This is a genomic window from Roseibium sp. SCP14 (genome assembly GCF_040329475.1).
Taxonomy (GTDB): domain Bacteria; phylum Pseudomonadota; class Alphaproteobacteria; order Rhizobiales; family Stappiaceae; genus Roseibium.
The window spans coordinates 1,153,179-1,172,446 of record NZ_JBDZYH010000001.1 but is presented as its reverse complement, the minus strand read 5'-3'; the positions used below and the strand labels follow the sequence as shown (position 1 = coordinate 1,172,446).

At 56.2% G+C, this 19,268-nt stretch carries 16 protein-coding genes; 6 read left to right on the top strand and 10 right to left on the bottom strand.

The window, feature by feature from the left end:
• The first annotated feature begins 33 nt into the window (after window positions 1–33).
• Window positions 34–540, top strand: coding sequence for a YqhA family protein (locus ABLQ08_RS05345; RefSeq protein ID WP_352940083.1), 507 nt, complete (start codon window positions 34–36; stop codon window positions 538–540).
• A 20-nt stretch (window positions 541–560) separates the two neighbouring features.
• On the opposite strand, the gene ABLQ08_RS05340 is transcribed toward ABLQ08_RS05345, so the two are convergent.
• From ABLQ08_RS05340 to ABLQ08_RS05320, 5 genes are all read right to left on the bottom strand, one after another.
• Window positions 561–1,808: a cell wall hydrolase gene (locus ABLQ08_RS05340; protein ID WP_352940082.1), complete on the bottom strand. Its 1,248-nt coding sequence runs from the start codon at window positions 1,806–1,808 to the stop codon at window positions 561–563.
• A 236-nt stretch (window positions 1,809–2,044) separates the two neighbouring features.
• Window positions 2,045–3,028 (bottom strand): NrtR DNA-binding winged helix domain-containing protein, encoded by a 984-nt coding sequence (locus tag ABLQ08_RS05335; protein ID WP_352940081.1) that lies wholly within the window; start codon window positions 3,026–3,028, stop codon window positions 2,045–2,047.
• Between the two features lie 19 nt (window positions 3,029–3,047).
• On the bottom strand, window positions 3,048–3,554 hold the full coding sequence (locus ABLQ08_RS05330) for a tyrosine phosphatase family protein (protein ID WP_352940080.1): 507 nt from the start codon (window positions 3,552–3,554) through the stop codon (window positions 3,048–3,050).
• A 54-nt stretch (window positions 3,555–3,608) separates the two neighbouring features.
• Window positions 3,609–4,271, bottom strand: coding sequence for an HD family hydrolase (locus ABLQ08_RS05325; protein WP_352940079.1), 663 nt, complete (start codon window positions 4,269–4,271; stop codon window positions 3,609–3,611).
• A 24-nt stretch (window positions 4,272–4,295) separates the two neighbouring features.
• On the bottom strand, window positions 4,296–5,186 hold the full coding sequence (locus ABLQ08_RS05320) for a YgfZ/GcvT domain-containing protein (protein ID WP_352940078.1): 891 nt from the start codon (window positions 5,184–5,186) through the stop codon (window positions 4,296–4,298).
• A 169-nt stretch (window positions 5,187–5,355) separates the two neighbouring features.
• Here ABLQ08_RS05320 and ABLQ08_RS05315 point away from each other — a divergent pair, with 169 nt between their 5' ends.
• From ABLQ08_RS05315 to ABLQ08_RS05300, 4 genes are all read left to right on the top strand, one after another.
• Window positions 5,356–6,687 carry a dihydroorotase gene (locus ABLQ08_RS05315; RefSeq protein WP_352940077.1) on the top strand — a complete coding sequence of 444 codons (1,332 nt, stop codon included), beginning with the start codon at window positions 5,356–5,358 and terminating at the stop codon, window positions 6,685–6,687.
• A 285-nt stretch (window positions 6,688–6,972) separates the two neighbouring features.
• The gene (locus tag ABLQ08_RS05310) at window positions 6,973–8,190 is read left to right on the top strand and encodes a L,D-transpeptidase (RefSeq protein ID WP_352940076.1); all 1,218 of its coding nucleotides are present in this window, start codon (window positions 6,973–6,975) and stop codon (window positions 8,188–8,190) included.
• A 158-nt stretch (window positions 8,191–8,348) separates the two neighbouring features.
• The gene (locus ABLQ08_RS05305; protein ID WP_352940075.1) at window positions 8,349–9,611 is read left to right on the top strand and encodes a DUF3419 family protein; all 1,263 of its coding nucleotides are present in this window, start codon (window positions 8,349–8,351) and stop codon (window positions 9,609–9,611) included.
• A gap of 18 nt (window positions 9,612–9,629) precedes the next feature.
• Window positions 9,630–10,352 carry a class I SAM-dependent methyltransferase gene (locus ABLQ08_RS05300; protein WP_352940074.1) on the top strand — a complete coding sequence of 241 codons (723 nt, stop codon included), beginning with the start codon at window positions 9,630–9,632 and terminating at the stop codon, window positions 10,350–10,352.
• Between the two features lie 15 nt (window positions 10,353–10,367).
• On the opposite strand, the gene ABLQ08_RS05295 is transcribed toward ABLQ08_RS05300, so the two are convergent.
• The 5 genes from ABLQ08_RS05295 to ABLQ08_RS05275 all read right to left on the bottom strand — a co-directional run bounded on the left by ABLQ08_RS05295 (window position 10,368) and on the right by ABLQ08_RS05275 (window position 17,554).
• The gene (locus ABLQ08_RS05295; protein WP_352940073.1) at window positions 10,368–13,520 is read right to left on the bottom strand and encodes a tetratricopeptide repeat protein; all 3,153 of its coding nucleotides are present in this window, start codon (window positions 13,518–13,520) and stop codon (window positions 10,368–10,370) included.
• Window positions 13,521–13,828: 308 nt separating this feature from the next.
• Window positions 13,829–14,815, bottom strand: coding sequence for a hypothetical protein (locus ABLQ08_RS05290; protein WP_352940072.1), 987 nt, complete (start codon window positions 14,813–14,815; stop codon window positions 13,829–13,831).
• A gap of 138 nt (window positions 14,816–14,953) precedes the next feature.
• A complete protein-coding gene (locus ABLQ08_RS05285) occupies window positions 14,954–15,616 on the bottom strand; it encodes a L,D-transpeptidase (RefSeq protein WP_352940071.1) in 663 nt (220 codons plus the stop codon).
• A gap of 278 nt (window positions 15,617–15,894) precedes the next feature.
• Entirely contained in the window at window positions 15,895–16,524 is a 630-nt protein-coding gene (locus tag ABLQ08_RS05280; protein WP_352940070.1) for an AraC family transcriptional regulator, read from the bottom strand.
• A gap of 127 nt (window positions 16,525–16,651) precedes the next feature.
• Window positions 16,652–17,554 carry a LysR family transcriptional regulator gene (locus ABLQ08_RS05275; RefSeq protein WP_352940069.1) on the bottom strand — a complete coding sequence of 301 codons (903 nt, stop codon included), beginning with the start codon at window positions 17,552–17,554 and terminating at the stop codon, window positions 16,652–16,654.
• Window positions 17,555–17,654: 100 nt separating this feature from the next.
• Here ABLQ08_RS05275 and ABLQ08_RS05270 point away from each other — a divergent pair, with 100 nt between their 5' ends.
• On the top strand, window positions 17,655–19,253 hold the full coding sequence (locus ABLQ08_RS05270; protein ID WP_352940068.1) for an aspartate dehydrogenase: 1,599 nt from the start codon (window positions 17,655–17,657) through the stop codon (window positions 19,251–19,253).
• Window positions 19,254–19,268: the final 15 nt, after the last annotated feature.

Here is a 19,268-nt window from a genome sequence, read left to right as displayed (position 1 = left end):
GACTAGCCTGGAAAGAAAGTTCCGGAAGATCAAATGGACGAACGGCAACCTGCTGAAGAAACAACAACAACAGAATTTGATCTGGCCAATCGCCTGACACGTCTGGCACAGATCCCGATGCTGGTTGGACTGTCGATCGGCATGGTCCTGTTTCTGATCACCTTCTTCGTTGACATCTATGATGCCATTTCGACCTACGAGTTTCTCGATCGCAAGAAGACCATCCTGCTGATCCTCAATCTGCTGGACATGGTGTTCATTGCGAACCTTGTCGTGATGGTCGCGAACAACACTTACAACACATATCGGCTGAAGGCTTCGGCCCATGGTGAAGGGTATATCAAGGAAAGCGAGCGGGCTTACAGACGAATGAAGCACAGGATCGTGTCGACGATCGTTATCATCTCATCGATTCACGTTCTGAGTGAGCTGCTGGAGTTCTCGCAAATCAGCACGCTGCAGTTTGCGGCATTATTCGGTTTTCACCTTGTTCTGTTGGCGACTTATGTCGTCACAAACGTCTTCAGGTCCAGCGATTGATTCAGGTTCGGTTTGGCGGATCAGTTCCAGCCACCTGCATAGGTCTTGTAGAAGATGTGAAGGCCGACCTGGCCCCGCTTGGCCATGGACTTCGCCCATCTCGGGTTCACGTAAGTGGCATGGTAGTGCGTGGAGGCGTCGACCATTTTCAGGTAGCGCTTGCCGTCCAGAACTTCCTTTGCCAGCTTTTGTGCGGTTTTCCACGCGCCTTTGCTTGAAATCCGGTCCTTGATGCCGTCACAGGCGAAGGAGAACTGGCAACGGTTGCGTTTGTGCCGGTTCTGATAAACCACACCGCAGATCGAGTTCGGATAGGCCGGGTTCTTCACCCGGTTCAGAACAACCTGGGCAACGGCAGCCTGACCTTCTTCGCTTTCGCCTCTCGCCTCGAAGTAAATGGCTTCGGCAAGGCAGCGCTGTTCCTTTTTCTGCCCCACAGACAAGGGCAAAGGCTTTTGAGCCCACCAGTGCGGGTTCTCGGGATCTTCCGGCGGCGGCAGTTCCTGCTCGTATTTTGCCGCACCGAACAGAGCGTCGAACGGTTCCTTGGTTTCCTTGACGCTTTCGGGCGCGTAGGCGGAAACGAGCGAGAAGCTGGCGGCAGCGGCATTACGCGCCATCATCATCTTTTGCAGGTCGAGCGGTCCTTCCTCAAGAAGCCCATCCTTGTCGGCCTTTGCCAGAAGGGTGGTTTCCCTGGAATTGAGCGGTGCGGGTTTCACGAAGGCGACGCGCGGAAGGTCTTCATGTTTCTTCTCGTTGGAGATCAGGCTGGACATTGCGTAAATGTTGCCCGCTGCCATATCGACCATCTGACGGTCCGGAGCCATCGTGATCTTGCGGTCACCCTTGCCTGATGTGTTGGTGACGATCGTTTCCGGAAGCTCGGTTGGTCGCACGCTGTTGGCAACGTCCTCAAGCCCGGTCAACGGTTTGGCTTCGAACCCCTTGTCGGGGGAGGTCAGGGTGAGAATGGGTGCGCTCGCATGGTTGGGAACCGGGGTCGTCCCCAGGGCCAGCTGTGGCGTAATCTTGGAGGTGAAGTTTGCAGGCTCGAGCGCCATCATCCAGCGCGGCGTCTGATTATGGCGTGCGTTGATCAGCGCGAAAATATCCTGTTCGCCAACGGAACCGCCGAGACCCAGATAGACCACCGGGCTTGCGGCAAGCAGGTAGGCGAACCGACGCAAACGTGCGCGCGTCGGGCTTTGATATAGCGTCACTTCAGAAGATAACCGCTTTACTGTGCGGGACTTAAGGCCAAACATACGCAGCCGACTCCAACTCGTTACACGTCGTCCCATCACGCCGGACGACCAGTGCTATCACCGTGTAAACAGCGGCACTTCAGTTGAAGATGTCTGCTTAACCTTGAAAGAGCGTTAATGAGATCAGAATTCGCCGGTTTTCGCGAAATTTTCTCTGTCCGCGGCGCGTGTATGGTTAATAATGCGAAGTACTGGGGGGCAACTGACGTGGTAGATAAGTCACAGTTGGGCTGGAATCAGCGTCCGCCGACCCTCAGTCCCGGAGCCGGTCGCTCGCTCATCAGCTGGTGGCGGAAGCGGAACAGGGCAGCTGGCCGTCCGCCCGTCGCAGTCGAAGTCGCGCCCGTCGGTTCGACCAGATCGGCATTTTCCACCAGGCGGCGGAAATTCTGCTTGTGAAGATGCCGCCCGGAAATGGCTTCGACTGAAGTTTGCAGTTCCGTCAGGGTGAAGGTTTCCGGCATCAACTCGAAAATGACCGGACGGTATTTCAGCTTGCCACGCAAACGGGAAATCGCGGTTGCCAGAACACGGCGGTGATCGAAACGCATGGAAGCTCCGAGAAAGGGAAGGGTGTCGCGGGCCAATGCCGCAGGCCGTCCGTCCCGTTTTGCTTCCAGGATCAGTCCCGCCTCGTAGAGAAGTTCAAAACGCTCAAGCGCCCGTTCCTCGTCCCAGCTTGTCGCTTCGGTCCCGAAAGCAAGGCGAATGCGTTCCTGACGGCTCAACGGTTTTGGTGTTTCCTCCGGAGAGGGCGTTTCTTCAGCCCATGTTTCGAGCGCCGGTAAAATGTCGTTGTCGAGCAGGGCCGGGCGACCATTGCGCCAGTCCTCCCAGGGAAAGTAGTCGTACCAGGACCTCCAGGCCGAGTTGTGCCGCGCAAGGGTATTCTCTGAGTCCGGAGTTTGCCGGGTGAGGGCAAGGTAGCCGACGGAAACCACGTGCGGTCCCTCGTCTCCCGTGACCCTGTGGCGGCCTCGGTCTCCAAACGTGTAAAGCTGTTCTATGTATCCAAGACGCAGAGCTGTCTGGTTCTCCACCCAGGCACGGAGGCCGATTTCAAACGTTCTGTGGTGGATCGGGTCGAACGGGCCGAAGGGCAAGCTGTCGAGAGCGGCATCGCGGGCATCGTCAACGTGGACGATCTGCGGAACACCGTCGGTCACGGAAACAATTACGGCGTTCAGTCCAATCTCGATACTTGCGTGCCTGTGCGGCATGAGTTCTCCCGTTCAAATCTCAGTCAATCGGCATGACAAAAGGCGTGCCTTCAAAGGCGTTTGCGCCACGACCGATACCGCGAATGGCTTCAATCATACGCCCCTCCCGTCCAAGCAGCTTGTCCGCGATTGCAACGATACGCTGATTTGGGGTCGCGGAAGGTGATCTCTCCCGCAGCAGTGCCGCCATCTGAAATTCGTCGGCATCGGGGTTCAAGGCACACGCGGCAACATAGGCCCCGGCTGTCGAGCGGCTGATTCCGGCCCAGCAGTGAATGATGAGAGGCGCCTGTCTGTCCCAGGTCTCGACAAAGGCGATGAACTCCTTCACCTGTTGCTCGCTGGCGGGAACAAGGCCCTCGATCGGGTCGACAATGTCGTTGAAAGCCAGAAACAGATGCCGGTCCGGATCGATGCCCTGAGGGGTCGGAACCTCCATCTCGGCATTGATCAGGGTTACCAGAGACTTCGCTCCGGTTTCCGTAACCGTCTCGGGCAATTTCGAAAGTGAACACACGTGCAGCATGACAGAACCAGTTATTTGTTTCTGTCAGTAACCTAGGGGTATTCGCGGTCTAGGTCACCCGTTTGCGTGTCGGCTTTTGGGTTTGTTCCCAGCTTCGCGCAGAGCTTCGATTTCCTCAAAACGTTTCATGAACAATTCTTCGGCCCTGGCGACCGGTTGAGGTTTGAGGCCGTATCGAAGTTTGCCGTCGCCATTCACGGAAAATCCGCGCGGCCGCCCGAATATCTTTCCAGCTTCATCGTCATCGAATCCGGCAAGCTCAACGGCTTCGAAATAGGCGCAGATGATATCGGCCCGTTTTGCCAGCTTCTTGACCGTCTGGGGAATTTCGGCCGGCAGCCCGAACCGCACATGTATTGCGCCTTGAAGGCGTGTTTCCACCGCCTTGTAGGCTTCGCCGATGACTGCCTTGAACGGAGAGATCATATCGCCAATGACGTATTCCGGTGCATCATGCAAAAGCACAGCAAGGCGCCAGTGAGGCGGCAAGTCGGGCTTCAGTTTCAAAGCGATGTCTTCCACGACCAGCGAATGCTCGGCGACTGAAAAGGCGTGATCGCCATAAGTCTGACCATTCCAGCGCGCGACGCGGGCAAGCCCGTGGGCAATATCGGATATTTCGACGTCAAGCGGCGATGGATCCAGCAGGTTGAGGCGTCTGCCGGAAAGCATGCGCTGCCAGGCGCGGGGCGGTTTGTCGGTACGGGCTGAGGGCATTGGTCCTAGACAAAGAATGCGGTTTCAGTCCGCGGTGTCCGGCTCCGGCAAGGCAAACTCGGCCCATTCGGGAAGTTTGACCGTTATCTCGGCGTCACCGCATTGAAGTGGGCTGCCGTTGTCCTTGGCTTGGCGGACCTTGTCAAGCCGAAGCAGCGCAAGGCCGATGCTGCCGTGGTCTGCAGCTGTGGAGGAACCGAGCGTGCCAAGTGATTTGCCGTCAGCCGAAACGTCTGTTCCTTTTTCCGGCAGCAAGCTGGAACTCTGGACCTGTACGAAGCGCTTTCGTGCTGTTCCTCTGTGGTGCACGCGTGAAACGACCTCCTGGCCGACATAACAGCCTTTGCTGAAGGACACGCCGCCCAGCTGATCCAGATCTGCATCGTGCGGAAAGATGTCGGAATAGTCGAAGTCCTTGAGACCCTCGGGCACTCCCAGTTTGATCCGGTGGGCGTCGTAGGCTTGGAGGTCTGAGGTTTCCGTTCCAAGTTCGCCTTCAAGTGCTGCCACAGGACCGACCAACCGTTGCCCGAGAGCCGGCAGACGTGGGTCTGTGACCGCGGTGATGGCGCTTTCAGCCTGTACTGTTCCATCCCAGACCGCAAAGACGGCGGTGCCTTCCGGCATCATCTCAAGATCCACCTTTGCCCGCAGCCGATAGAACGTAAGACGTTTGAGAAGATCTGCGGCCGTGGATGATGGGGCGTCCACCAGGTAGGCAGCGTCCGTCTTGTAGATCAGAAAATCGAACAGGATCTTGCCTTGTGGTGTCAACAGGGCTGAGGCGCCGGCACCTGTCCGGTCGATTTCGTCAATATTAGCGGTTACCAGGTTCTGCAGGAAATGCTGGGCCTCTTCCCCGGAAACGCGAATGATCGACCGGTCGGCAAGCTGAGCAAAGGAGAAGGACGGCACGGAGCGCTCCCGTTGAGATGTAAAATGTCGTTTAGGCCAAATAGGCGCTTTGCCCCAGGTGGGCAAGTCCAGGAAATCGTAAGGGAGCATCTGGCTCTTTTCCCGGTGCGCGCGTATAAGCCCGAAGAAATAGTCCTGCCACTGATAAAACCATTGCCGGAGGAGCCTCATGAGCGCGACCTATGACCTGATCCTGAAAGGTGGAACCGTAGTCAATCAGGATGGTGAGGGACTTCGGGATGTGGCGATCAAGGACGGAAGGATCGCCGGCATCGGGTCGTTTGATGCGTCGCAAGCAGACCAGGTGATCAGCTGTGCCGGACTGCACGTGCTGCCGGGAGTGATGGACACCCAGGTTCATTTTCGCGAGCCGGGTCTCGACCACAAGGAAGACCTGGAATCGGGATCACGCGCCGCTGTCATGGGTGGCGTCACGGCAGTCTTCGAAATGCCGAACACCAATCCTCTGACAACTTCCGAAGCAGCGCTTGCGGATAAGGTGAAGCGCGGTCATCATCGCATGCATTGCGACTTTGCCTTCTGGGTCGGTGGTACTCGAGAAAATGTGAAAGACATTCCGGAGCTGGAGCGTTTGCCCGCTGCGGCCGGTATCAAGGTCTTCATGGGGTCTTCCACCGGCGACCTTCTGGTCGAAGACGATCAGGGTGTTCGCGATATTCTCTCAGCCACGCGCCGTCGTGCGGCATTCCATTCCGAAGACGAGTTCCGCCTGCGCGATCGTCAGGGTGAAAGAGTGGAGGGGGATCCAAGTTCGCACCCGATCTGGCGCGATGAAATTGCCGCCCTTCAGTGTACACAGCGGCTTGTCGGGATTGCGCGCGAGACCGATGCCAAGATCCATATCCTTCATCTGTCCACAGCGGAAGAAGTGGATTACCTGATCGATCACAAGGACGTTGCGTCGATCGAAGTGACCCCGCACCACCTGACCCTGACCGATGAAGCTTATCATCGCCTAGGTACACTGGTTCAAATGAACCCGCCCGTGCGCGCTCCGCGTCATTCCGAGCGTCTGTGGTGGGGTCTGCAGCAGGGCGTGTTGGACATTTTCGGTTCCGACCACGCGCCGCATCTGCTGGAAGAAAAACAGAAGCCTTATCCGGCATCACCATCCGGAATGACTGGTGTGCAGACGCTGGTTCCAATCATGCTGGATCACGTCAATGCCGGCCGCCTGAGCCTGGCGCGTTTCGTCGACATGACCAGTGCAGGTCCCGCGCGTCTGTTCCAGACCGCACGCAAGGGGCGTATTGCCGTTGGCTATGATGCCGACTTTACGGTCGTCGATCTCAAGCACACCGAGACAATCAGCAACGACTGGATAGCTTCAAAATGCGGCTGGACGCCGTATGACGGCAAGTCGGTTACCGGCTGGCCTGTCGGTACGATCGTCCGGGGACAACGCGTCATGTGGGAAGGTGAACTTTCCACGCCGTCGCGCGGCGAGGCAGTGGTCTTTCAGGACGGCCTGAAGCGTTAAACGCATCTCTATCAACAATCGTGTGACGCTGTCGCTCACATGGCGGCAGTGCAATTCCGGCTGATTTCCCGAGTTCGGTTAGGTGTTTGCGGTGGCAGGAAGGTCCTGCCGCTGCAACCGCAATTGTGTGACATGGGTAACAGCCGGTAGGCGATTCGGCTGCGAGGCTTTGGGTCCAAAGAGTAAGGGAAACCAATAAGTAACCGTGTTTCCTAACTCGATCTACACAGGTCTCGATTAGATTTTAATACGAGCTTTAATTGTTTTGCGTTGGGGAGCTCAGGGATGGCAACAAAAGAATTTAAGTATCAATATAAGCGTGCGGGACTTCTTGCAGGGCTGGCTGGTCTCGCCCTGTTTTCCTTGACTTCGGTATCCGGTGCAGCCGGTTCCGATGCCGCACCGGAAGCGGTTGAAGAGGCGCGAGAAGAAGCTCCGCTGCACATGCTGGTCTCGCTGGATGATCAGCAGATCAAGGTTTATCGTGGCCTCGATCTGATTGAGACATCACCGATTTCGTCCGGCATGCGCGGTTACAGCACTCCGACAGGAGTGTTTTCGATTCTGGAGAAGCGTCGCAAGCATTTCTCCAACATCTACGACAATGCCCCGATGCCGTTCATGCAGCGGCTCACATGGTCCGGCATTGCCCTTCACGTGGGTAAGCTTCCAGGTTATCCGGCCTCGCATGGGTGTATTCGCCTGCCGCGCCCCTTTGCAAAGTCGCTCTACAGCATGACTGAACGGGGAATGCATGTCGTTGTGACGCGTGAGGCCGCAGAGCCCGTTCCGGTTCTGCATGAAGCGCTGCCGCAGCCTTATGTTCCGGTTACGGAGCTTGCCAGCCTTTCCAGTGATACCGTTGGCGCGAATGCGGCTTTGCGCGGCGCAATTCAGCCCACAGCATTGCCGGTGGCTCAACCTGAGAATCCTCACTTCGATCGGCCACTGCGGATGATCATTACCCCGCAAAAACCGCCGAGCCGACTGAGAGTGATGCAAAGGCTTCTCAATCAGATGGGATATAATGCCGGCCCTGTAGACGGTGTCGTTGGCCGCAAGACCCGTGCCGCCATCCGCCTTTACCAGGAAGGCGCCGACTTGCCCGTGACCGGACGTATTACCGACGGCCTCATCGCACATATCCATGCCGATGCCGGGTATGAAAAGCCGCAAAACGCCATTTTGCGGGTGCGCCGGAAATTCCACGATATCTATTCTGCACCGGTAACAGTCAGGAATATCGATCAGGAAATCGGTACTCATGTCTTTACGGCAATGGACTTCAAACCGGGTGACGGTTCCGTCGAGTGGATGGCGGTGTCTGCCGAAAGTGAGCGAGGCAGCTCTTCCAGGGACCTGCTGGACCGCGTCGAAATTCCGCAGAAGGTTGCCCGTGAGCTCTCACGAATGCTGACGCCGGGAACGTCGCTGACGATCACCGATCGCAGTTTCAAGCGCAACACGGGCCTTGGGACGGACTTCGTTGTGATCACTCGATAATTTCTGGTTGGACGACAAGTGAAGAATGGAAACACCCCCGCTTCGGCGGGGGTTTTTGTTTTTCGCCTGGCTGCAATATCTCCACAGGCGTCACCAAACTGTCGTGTCTCTGACGTATCGGAAGGCAGTTTATTGCGCGGGTGACTCGGGAGAAAACGATGGCGCAGAGCACGCTAACAGCATCGAAAAAACGGCTCAGGAATGCGGTCCACCGTTCCGAAGCGGCTTCCAGGGACGGCATTCTGGAGCGCTTGTTCACCTTTGCATTCAAGGGGCTTGTCTATCCGCAGATCTGGGAAGACCCGGATGTCGACATGCGGGCGCTGCGCCTGACGTCGGAATCCCGCATGATCACCATCGCTTCCGGTGGCTGCAACGTGATGTCCTACCTGACCGCCAACCCGGCGGAGATAACCGCCGTCGATCTGAACCGGGCTCATGTCGCGCTCGGCAGGCTCAAGCTGGCGGCGGCGCAACATTTTCCCAACTACGACACTTTCTACCGGTTCTTCGGTGAGGCGGACGAGAAAGCCAACGTTGCCGCCTACAATCGATTCCTTAAAGACAATCTGGATGCGGAAACGATCTCCTACTGGGAGGGCAGAGACCTTGCCAACTGGGGCCGGAAAAGAATCACGTTGTTCTCCCGCGATCTCTATCACCATGGACTACTCGGCTACTGCATCGGCATGGGGCACCTGGTGGCGCGCCTCTACGGCATCGACCCCAGGCACATGGTTAAGACCAGGACACTGGAAGAGCAGCGGTCGTTCTTCAACACAGCGCTTGCACCATTGTTCGACAAGCGCCTCGTCCGTTGGGCGACATCCAAAAAGATGTCCTTGTACGGTCTTGGCATTCCGCCTGCGCAATATGATGCTCTTGTTTCGGCAAATGCCGAAGGCGATATGTCGGCAGTTCTGCGCCAGCGGCTGGAGAAGCTTGCCTGTGATTTTTCGATGCAGGACAACTATTTCGCCTGGCAGGCATTCGGACGTGGATATGCTCCGGCCAGCGCAGAAACCACAGGCGAATCCGGACCTCTGCCGCCCTATCTCAAGCGTACTCATTTCGAGAAGATCCGTGCACGCGCGGGTCGCGTCAGGGTGCTCAACCGGAATTTCACCGAACATCTGCAAGGTGTCGCTGACGAAACTCTTGATGCGTATGTTCTGCTCGATGCGCAGGACTGGATGACGGATCATCAGCTGAACGCGTTGTGGAGCGAGATCACAAGGACGGCCCGGCCGGGCGCGCGGGTCATCTTCCGCACGGCTGCCGAGCCGACACTTCTGCCGGGTCGGGTCGCAGACCAAATCCTCGACCGGTGGACTTATGAGGAGGAAGAAAGCCTGGAGCTTGGTCGTCAGGACCGCTCATCCATCTATGGCGGTTTCCACCTCTATGTCTTCAACGGCTGAGGCAGTCAGGACAAGCATATGAGCGAGGCCGCTGAAACTGCCCGGTTGATGGATGCCGTTTATCGTCATCAACGGCATGTCTATGACCTGACGCGCAAATACTATCTGCTGGGCCGGGATCATCTGATAGAGGAGCTCAAACCGCCGCGTGGCGGGACTGTGCTTGAACTGGGATGCGGCACAGGTCGAAACCTGATCGCTGCCGCCAGACGGTATCCTGATGCCAGGTTTTACGGTCTGGATATTTCGCGGCACATGCTGGAAACCGCGGAAAGGAATATTGCCAGGGCCGGGTTGAGCGATCAGGTCCAGTTGATTGAGGGGGACGCGGCAAACCCGGCGGCCACGGAAGCCTTGGATGTTCCATCCTTTGATCGCGTGTTTTACTCCTACACCTTGTCCATGATCCCGATATGGCGCGAGGCGCTGAGCGCCGGTGCGACGAGGCTCGCCGAAGACGGGCGCATACATGTCGTAGATTTCGGTCAGCAGGGAAAGTTGCCTGGCTGGTTCCGCAAGCTGCTTTTTTCCTGGCTCGGTTCCTTCCATGTGACGCCGCGCGCGGATCTGGAACAGGAACTGCAGACGCTTGCTGAACGCACTGGTTCCAGCCTGCAATTCCACCACCTTTACCGCGGATATGCGGACTACGCGGAATTGCAGTTGGAGAGAACGGAAGCGGTCCTGGGCGATGATCAGGACGGCTGTTCGCGGACAATCAGCGTTCGGGTGGTTCCTTGAGTATGGTTCTATGTTTCAGGTGCACTCGAAGTCATCGCCCTCAAGAGGCCTGCAGCTTTCCGGCCAGCCTCTTTCACGCCAATAGTCCACGACCCCAGTTTGCTCAGCAAGGTGCTTGAACTTGGCGTTCCTTCCCACTTCGGCAACGACCGACCAGGGCACTGCGTAGTTCACGGTGGGGCGGTTGGCAGTCAGGGCAAAATACTGATAGGCCTCTAGCACAAGGTCAGTGCCGCCGATGGCGTCCAGCAACACATATCCGACAAACGTCTCGTCTCTGTAAGTGAGGTAGATCTCTTCTGCGGGTTGCTCGCCGATCGATCCGATGAGCGCCAGCACCTGTTCCTTCCAGTCAGTGTCGCAGGTGTCACATTCTTCGATTAGCCCGGTTAATCTCTCGGACTGTTTTGTCTTGGTAAGATATCCAATGACGGCTCGTGCCGATTCCTCACGAAGAGGCGTGTCTTTTTCGAAAAATGCTATCAGGTCTTCAGCACTCTGCGCGCCTGCGTCCGCGGCCCATCTGGATTCAAGAAGACGGTATTCGTAAAGGGCATTGAGCGGATCCAGTTTGACCGTAAACTCCGCCATGGCGACGGCCTGTTCGTGCCGCCCGAGAGTGGACAGCAACTCGCTGTAATCCTCCATGATGTGATGTGCGTTTGGCCTGGTTTCCAGGGCCGTACGATACATGTCTTCTGCCTGCATCCACTGCCTGTTCCTGCGATAGGCGTTGCCCATCGCATGTAGGACGATGGGTTGGCTCGGGTCGAGAGCGTAGGCTTTCAGGGCAAACTCGTGCGCCCGGCTAAACGATGCGGCTGGGATGACCGGGTTGCCATCTTCGCTTTCCGTGAAAGCAGGCAAGGAATTGTAAACAAGCGAAAGTGCTGCCCAGGCAGCGGCAAAATCAGTGTCGATGCGAACACTTTCTCGCAGCAGGCGGCTCGCCTCTTCAACCCCATTTCCCCGCTGCTCGTAAAGGCCGATAGCTTGCACGTAAAGCTCATACGCCTTGGGGTCTGGAGCTGAATGTTTCTTTTGATCAGAAGCCTTCAATTGTAATGGAACTTCCAGCGCCTGGCCGATTTCAGAAGCAATTTTCGCCTGAACCTGAAAAATGTCCTGAAGGTCTTCGTCAAATACGTTTGACCAGATCAAGAAGCCGTCATCAGCCTGAACAAGTTGGGCTTCAATTCGAAAATCGTCCTGGGTCTGGCGGACGCTTCCCTCCAGAATGTATTCAACTCCAAGGGTTTTGCCGATGACACGCAGGTCTTCGTCCTTCGCCTTGTAACTGAACGAGGAACTCTGTCCTGGAACACGAAATTTCCCGGTTCTGGCCAGAGTGCTGATGATCTCGATCGTGAGGCCGTCGCTGAAACTGTCTTTTTCATCGCTCGCGCTGAGGTTCTTGAAGGGAAGGACTGCGATCGATTTTTGAACACTCCCGTTTGGCGTCTGTGTCACCGCCGGCGAAAATCGCTTGTAAATCGGGTTCGCCACGGAAAAAAGCAAGATTGCCAGAACCCCGATACCCAACAGATAGTCGCTTGTTACGGCAAACCTCGAAGACCGTGTATCCGCACCACTTGCCGGCGTCGTCCTCTGCAGACCGGATGGGCTCAACTCGTAAGCCCAGGCGAGAATACAGGCCATGGGAAACCCCAGCGCGAGCAATGTTGCGACCAGACTGTCTGTCCATTCGGGCAGTTTGAGCGAACTCTGCAAAACGATGGCGACTTGCAGGCACAACCAGGCGACAACAATGTATCCGGCCGCTGCTTTGATGACTTGGCGCCGTCTCAGTTCCGCAAAAAACGATCCTAAGGTGTTTCGATCATTCGCCTGTCGTTCTGACAGGGATAGGGGTGTGTTTCGGTTCTGGACGGTGCTCCGGGCCCGATGTGCGGGCAGCCGTGTTTGCGCGAGCGTAGTCTCAATTTCCGGTTCGACTTTGACGCGCACCTGCTCGGGCGAAACGGAAAACGAAGGGCCATTTTTCGGCCAGTCCAGGCGATTTAGTTCAAGATAGTCCTTCAGGTTTGCCGCGGCATAAAGGAAGGCGAGGCGCCGCATTCGGTCGTCGATCTTTTTGTGCGTGAAACTCAACCCGGCCGCGACCCTGGCCAGCAGATATTGGCTTTCCATGTAGGAAAGCCGGTCCCGTTCCTGCTCCTCGATCCAACCATTGGTTTCGTTTCGAAGCGTATAGACAATCTGCATGAGGCCGAGATCGTCCGCTCGTAAGCCGTGGCTGGGTCCCAGAGTGTGACGGCGACGCAGTTTTTCGAGAATTGTCTCCCAATAAACAGCATCGGGATTGCTTCGCGACGTCAAAAGATAGGCAACTTCGAAATACGCGTGATCGAAGAATAGAAACTGTTCGCTCTGATAGTCTGCAAGATCTATGAGGAAATATTCCGGATCCTGTCGGTTGGCGTGTCCAACCAATAGGTTCAGTCCATGCAGGTCGCCGTGACAACGCCCTGTCACCGCGCGGATCTGCAATCTGTCCGGCAGCTCTAACGCTCCCTCTGCGAACGCAAGCGGGTTGGGGTACCAGTGGCCTTCGAATGTGATGCTGGGAGCCGACAGGTCAAGATTGCATTCATCTGACAGGAAATCGTGAATGCGTCCACCCTCGGATGGATCTAGTCTGTGCCCGAGCCAGGATGCGAGCAGCTCCTGAGGCAAATGCATGCCACTGCTCAATTTGTAATCCTGGTTCCATACTGTGAAGAGTTCCCTGGCAAGTTGCCTGGTCACGGACAGTTGCCGTTCGAAAGTCACGTCGGGCCAGGGATCTGCATATTCCAATCCGCGCCCGGCAATGGTCGAGAGAATGGCAAACTGGTTGCCGGAGCGGACCGCGAAAAGCAGTCTTGGCAGGTGTTGCTTCGCAAAGTCAGGTGCGTCACTGATTGCTTGCATCAGCAGGTTGGATTCGCTCTGGTCTTCCTGTGTTAGATATCTGGTTTGGTCAAATTTCAGGATCACCTGACCGGTGTAACTCCGGCAATGGACATCGGCCACATAGACTTGCGCGCCGGATTTGCCTCCGCGCAGTTCCCGGCTCAGGCAAATTGTCCCCTCGGCGCCGAGTTTCTGCTGTACCAAAGGCAACAAATTCGCAAAGGCCTTGGGCCAGGGCAAGCCAGATTGCAAAGTCACCTCCACGATCAGCTTTGCTGACCACAACCTATGAATTCAAATTCAACCCAAGATCGGCCAAGTTACCTTCTGTTTCAACCGAGGCTTGGTCAGAATTGCCCGATTTCCAGATTTTGGTGCGCTAAATCAGCGACATGCAGGAATTGCCGCCTGATCGTTCCGCAAACCGCGGACGGCCGAGCGACCCAGAAGCTGAAATGCGAAAATGCCGTAAGGCGAACGCGTGCGATCAAACAAATTCAAAATAAACGTCGCCTGGAACACGCCTGGGCGCGACGCTCTGAACTTCATATGCCGGTAATCTATTCGACCGGCGCCGCCGCTCTCGTCGTCCTCCCTTTTTCGTCCGAAACGTCCCAGTCCAGGGAACCGATGGCAATATCGCCGACCGCCCAGAGCACATTGGCAATGCCGAACAGAATTCCGACCATTGTGCCGGTCGCGATTGCGGCGATCCCGGTCAACAGTCTCCATGGCAGTCTGGTCCACATTGAGGTGAGAAACGGGGCATTGGCTTTGACATTCTTTGGCACCCAGAACACCGACGGCATAGCGACTTTGGCTACGACAATAGTGACCGGTTGATCCAGTCTGCGTTCAAGCAGGCGTCCGATCCGGCTGCCGGGGTGAAACGGACCGGCCCGGGTCTTTTCCGGGCGAGAGTTCTGCGGGAACGCGTTGCACTCGAAAATACCGCCCTGATAGGTCATCAGGCTGGCAAAAAACACATAGATGCCGGTAAATATGGTCAAGCCGGGCAAGAGAGAGAGCTCGGTCCCCAGAAGAGTGCTCACGCCATATCCTGCAAGGCCAATTCCGCCGGCTGCGAGCATAAGTCCGCCAAGTTTCAGGAAAACCGGACTGGTGCGACACAGGCGCAATAGGGCCGATGCGGAAACGAAACTGACGGCACTGAACGTTATCCAGCTGGCTCCGTAGTAGAATGCCGCACCGACAAGACAGATACCGATAATGGATGCCGTCCGGTCAATCCAGATTTTCAACTTCTGCCCGGTGCTGCCGCTTGTGATGTGGTCGAACAGGATGGTGACCAGCACGATGACTGCCAGTCCGACCGTGACCAGGATATCGGGATAGTTGGTAAGTGCGGTTTCAACGCCGTCTAGCGGGTCTTGCTCGGCCTTGCCTCCAAGAGAGCGCAATCCGTTGTAGAGCGACAAAAATCCGCCGGTCCCGGCGATGGCAGCCAGTATGTTTCCGCCTTCGTAGCCCCAGAATTGTAGCTCGGGTGCAATTTGATGGATCTTTCTTTTAAGCGGCATGATCATGGAATGCCTGCGTGCCAATTGCGCTTATTCGGGTCGCCCCGTGGGGCAGTAATGCTCTTCCGGGTGCAGCCATTCAGGAGATGTTGGTACGGCCCAAAACAAACCACTTTCTCGCCGGCCACGCGCCAGTTAGAGCCCTCAGGCCAGAACGACCACGTTGGCGCCGACATTCACCCGTTCGTAAAGATCGATGATGTCCTGGTGCCACATGCGGATGCATCCGCTGGAGGCGTTGGTTCCGATGCTGCTTGGCTGGTTGGTGCTGTGAATGCGGTAAAGTGTGTCCTTGTTGCCTTGCCACAAATACAGGCCTCTGGCACCGATGGGGTTGTCCGGGCCGCCCTCCTGGCCGTTTCTATATCTTTCGAGGCTGGGGTCCCGCTCGATCATTTCATCCGGCGGAAACCACTTCGGCCATTCTCTCTTGTACCGAATGACGGCTTCGCCATTCCATGCAAAGCCGGCTCTCCCGACGCCAATTCCGTACCGGATCGCATAGCCGCCGGGCCGGATCAGATAGAGAAACTTGTTGTTCGGGTCGACGACAATCGTTCCTTCAGGGTAGCTGGTCGGATAATAGACTGTCTGGCGAAGGTATTGCGGATCGAAGCTCTGGTATTCGATCCCCGGCAGCGAAAAACCGCCATCAACAGTTGGCGCGTAGGCCAATGCGTAATCCGGTGTGCCGTCTGAAAGGGGATTGAGACCCGCTTGAAGTGTTGAGGTCTTCTGACTTTGGCATGCCGTCAGAAGCAAAGGAATTCCGGCAATAAAACTGCGGCGGCTTAAATCCAGCGCCATATTCGCATCCTTTCATCGGAGCACATGAGCCACTTGATTTTTCCTGCCGGAGATAACTTTGCGTGAAGCGGAAGTTGGTGTTCGGCGGGAATAAATATTCGACGAAATTAAACGGATAACCTGAAATAAAGGCAATACCATTATGGTAAACGGATCGTTAAAGTCATTACTGATCCGTAGAGATGCTAACTGAAAACCGTTGATATTTGAGGCTGACACTTGCCGCTGTCTCGAGTGCTGGAACGGATCCCATCCGTGATTTGCGGTTAGCTCAACTGTCAGTCCCGGTTTTGTTCCTTTTTGGGATGGAAGTGCCTTTGGGGAAGAATGTCTTCTTCCAGAAACGATCCCTGAGCGGCGATGACATGTCCCATCGGCACGAGCAGATTTCTGGCCGTTCCCTGACCTTTCAAAAGGCCTCCTCTAAGGTCCGGATCCGGCTCAGCGTGAGAACCACCGTCGCGTAGGGTACAAGTGTCGACAGCAATGCTGCCGAGGATCTGGGTTCCATCTCCCAATACTGTCTGGCCAAAAACACTCGGATTGTTGAGATAGCGGCCATGACTGCCAATTCGGATCTCCGCACCATTCCTGTTGGCCTTGGCAGTGAAACCGCCTTCACCGAACTGATTGTGATCTCCAATCGTAACGCAGCCGTGGGACGCAGAGACGAGTGTTCCGGAATGCAGGATGTTGGCATTCCCCAGCGAAATGGTCGTTTCCTTCGATGCCAGGAGAGTGACACCTGGATAAAGAACATTGTCCTTTCCGAAACTCACACCGGCGGATATCAGGGTTGAGAAGGGGTCCAGGACCAGATTGCCGTCCAGTAGGGCCATCATTCGGGAAATGGGCAAAAAGCCGCGCACCTGACGGGCGGCGTCTATTTTTTCGAAATCGATGTTCATTGAGATCCGGCCTATTGAAATTGAGTCGAAGTTTTCCAACGCTACCAATCGGGAATGCGTGGGCAAGGGGATTGATCACACGGCGTAGCAGTTTTGAGTTGTGGCAGACGCTGGTTGAGATGGTCCTCTAGGTTCGGGAGCTACTCCTGCCGGTTTTGTTCAGATCGAAGCTGGCGGCAAACTCCAGGAACGCGCGCACCTTGGCAAAATGTGCGGAATTCTCGGTAGGGGAAACGCAAATGGCACGACCGCTGGAACCGAGAAAATCGGTCAGCAAAGGAACCAGCTTTCCATTCTCCAAATCCTCACGAATGAGAAAAGAGGCCAGTCTCGCAACGCCGAGACCTTCGCGCGCCGCCGCGTGAATCGCCTCCCCAAAGGCAATCATTGCTGGAGGAACCTCCAGACCGAATGTCTGTTCGTTGCTCCGAAACATCCATTGCTGTTGAGGTTTTCCAGCAAGATCAAGAACGAGGCACCGATGTCGCAACAGGTCTCGTGGCGTCTCAGGAACGCCGTGTTGCTCAAGGTAGGAAGGTGCTGCACAGATGACCCAGGGGTTCATTTCCAGAACGCAGGCTCCGGATCCGGGGGAAGCGGTCGTCGATGACACGATAAGATCGGCTTCTTCTTTGTGCAAAGCTGATCCTTCAGGCAAAAGCCAGGGTGTTATTCTCGGAAAGCGGGATTGAAAAGCGCTCAGGACAGGAAGAAATCCTCGCGCTGCATAGGCTGCAATGATCCGTATTTTTAAGGTTCCGGCCAGTTCGGTTTCGGCAGAGGCTATCTCTGCGTCGGCGCGGGCCATCGCTTCAACAAGCCTGTTGCAGTGATCGAGGAACGCTTCTCCTTTGACTGTCAGCTTAAGGCTGCGTGTTGTACGCTCAAGCAGGCGATGGCCGAGCCGATCCTCCAAGCGCGTCAGTCGGCGGCTCAGTCCTGAAGGGGTTTTGCCCATCAGCTCGGCTGCGGCCGCAAAACTCCCTGTCTCAGCGATTGTTTTGAAGAGGTGATAGTCCGTCATCTGCATGATTATTCGTGATTATTTATTCGTAATATTTCATCTGACTTCATCATATTTCTATCGAAAAAATTGCGCTAGCCTGTTTTTGCAGACAGGGAACGGACCGATGCTGAAGTTTGATTTTCAAGGCGGCGAGATCGCTTTTTCCGACACTGAAATCGGAGAACCGCTTCTGTTGATCCCGGGGCTTGGAGGACAATTCGGATTCTGGTCGGCGGTTGCGGAAAGTTTAAGGCAAGACTTCCGTGTGATTTCGTTCGACCATCCCGGCAGCGGAAACTCGTTTCCCCTGGAGCAGCCGGTCACGGTTGAAATACTGGCAGAGCTCGCATTCAGTCTGCTTGACCATCTGAACATCAAAACTTGTCGCGTGATCGGCCAATCATTGGGCGGAGCGGTGGCGCAGAAGATGGCTCTGTCCCATCCCGAAAGGATCACCCGTCTGGTACTCAGCTCGACCTGGGCCTCGCCGGATGCAGGCTTTCTCAAGAGCTTCCGTTTGCGCCGTCAGATCCTGGAGGAGATGGGGCTTGCCGCATATGCAAAGGCGCAAGTCCTCTCGGTTCTGAATCCTGAGCAGATTGCCGCCGATCCTGCTGCTGCGGAAGACTGGGAACGCAAGACGGTCGCGACGAGCAATCGGCAAGCGTTGCTTGAGCGCATGGATGCGCTGATGGCCTTCGACTGCTCGGACGAAATTGCCGACATCAAGCAGCCGGTCATGGTTGTGGGAGCTGAAGACGATCTTGTCGTACCAAAGCACATGTCGCGGCAATTGGCGGACTTGATCCCGGGAGCGGTCTGCCGCTTCCTGCCGGCGGGCGGGCATTTTCTTCCGCTTACCCGTCCCGGCGACTATGTCAATCAGGTGCTTTCCTTCCTGCGGGGGGAGAGTGTTTCACGTCGTCCCGTTTCAGTCCTGATGATCGGTTGCGGGGCGATCGGACAATTTCTCTTGTCCGCAGCCAACAATTATCCTGATGTGACAATCGCAGCCGTGCTGGTGCCCCCGAACCGGGTTGAAAACTATGCCTCGCAATTCGGGCAGAGGTTGAAGATTGCCTGCAGGCTTGAGGATCTGGCTCATCTTCGGTTCGACTTCGCTATTGAGTGCGCAGGTCATGAAGGTTTGCAGATGTTTGGTGCTGACGTCCTGCGCAAAGGAATAAGGCTGGGGGTTCTATCCGCAGGCGCATTGAGTGACGCCGATATCCTCAAGGGGCTTGAAGACGCAGCGCTGGCGGGCGGTGCTCAATTGGAAATTCTGTCCGGCGCCATTGCCGGACTGGACGCACTGCGGGCACTTCAGGAAGCAGACTTGCAAGAGGTTCATCTGACCAGTCGCAAACCACCATCTGCATGGCGGGGAAGTGCTGCGGAACGGACCGTGGACCTGGACGCATGTGAAGCGGCGGTTGAACTGTTTTCAGGCCCGGCTCGGGAAGCTGCGCAGCTCTATCCAAAAAACGCAAATGTCGCAGCTGCCATCGCGCTTGCCGGTCTTGGTTTTGACCGGACCGAGATTACTTTGATCGCCGATCCGGATGTCACCGAGAACGGCCATGAATTGAGGGTGGTCGGAAACTTCGGCACGTTCACCACCAGGCTTGAGAGCCCGTCTCTGCCTGACAATCCCCGCACTTCGGCGATGGCCGCGCTGTCTGCCCTGGCAGCTATCAGGCAGCGTCGGGCGGGACTGGTTTGATACAAGGAAAACAGA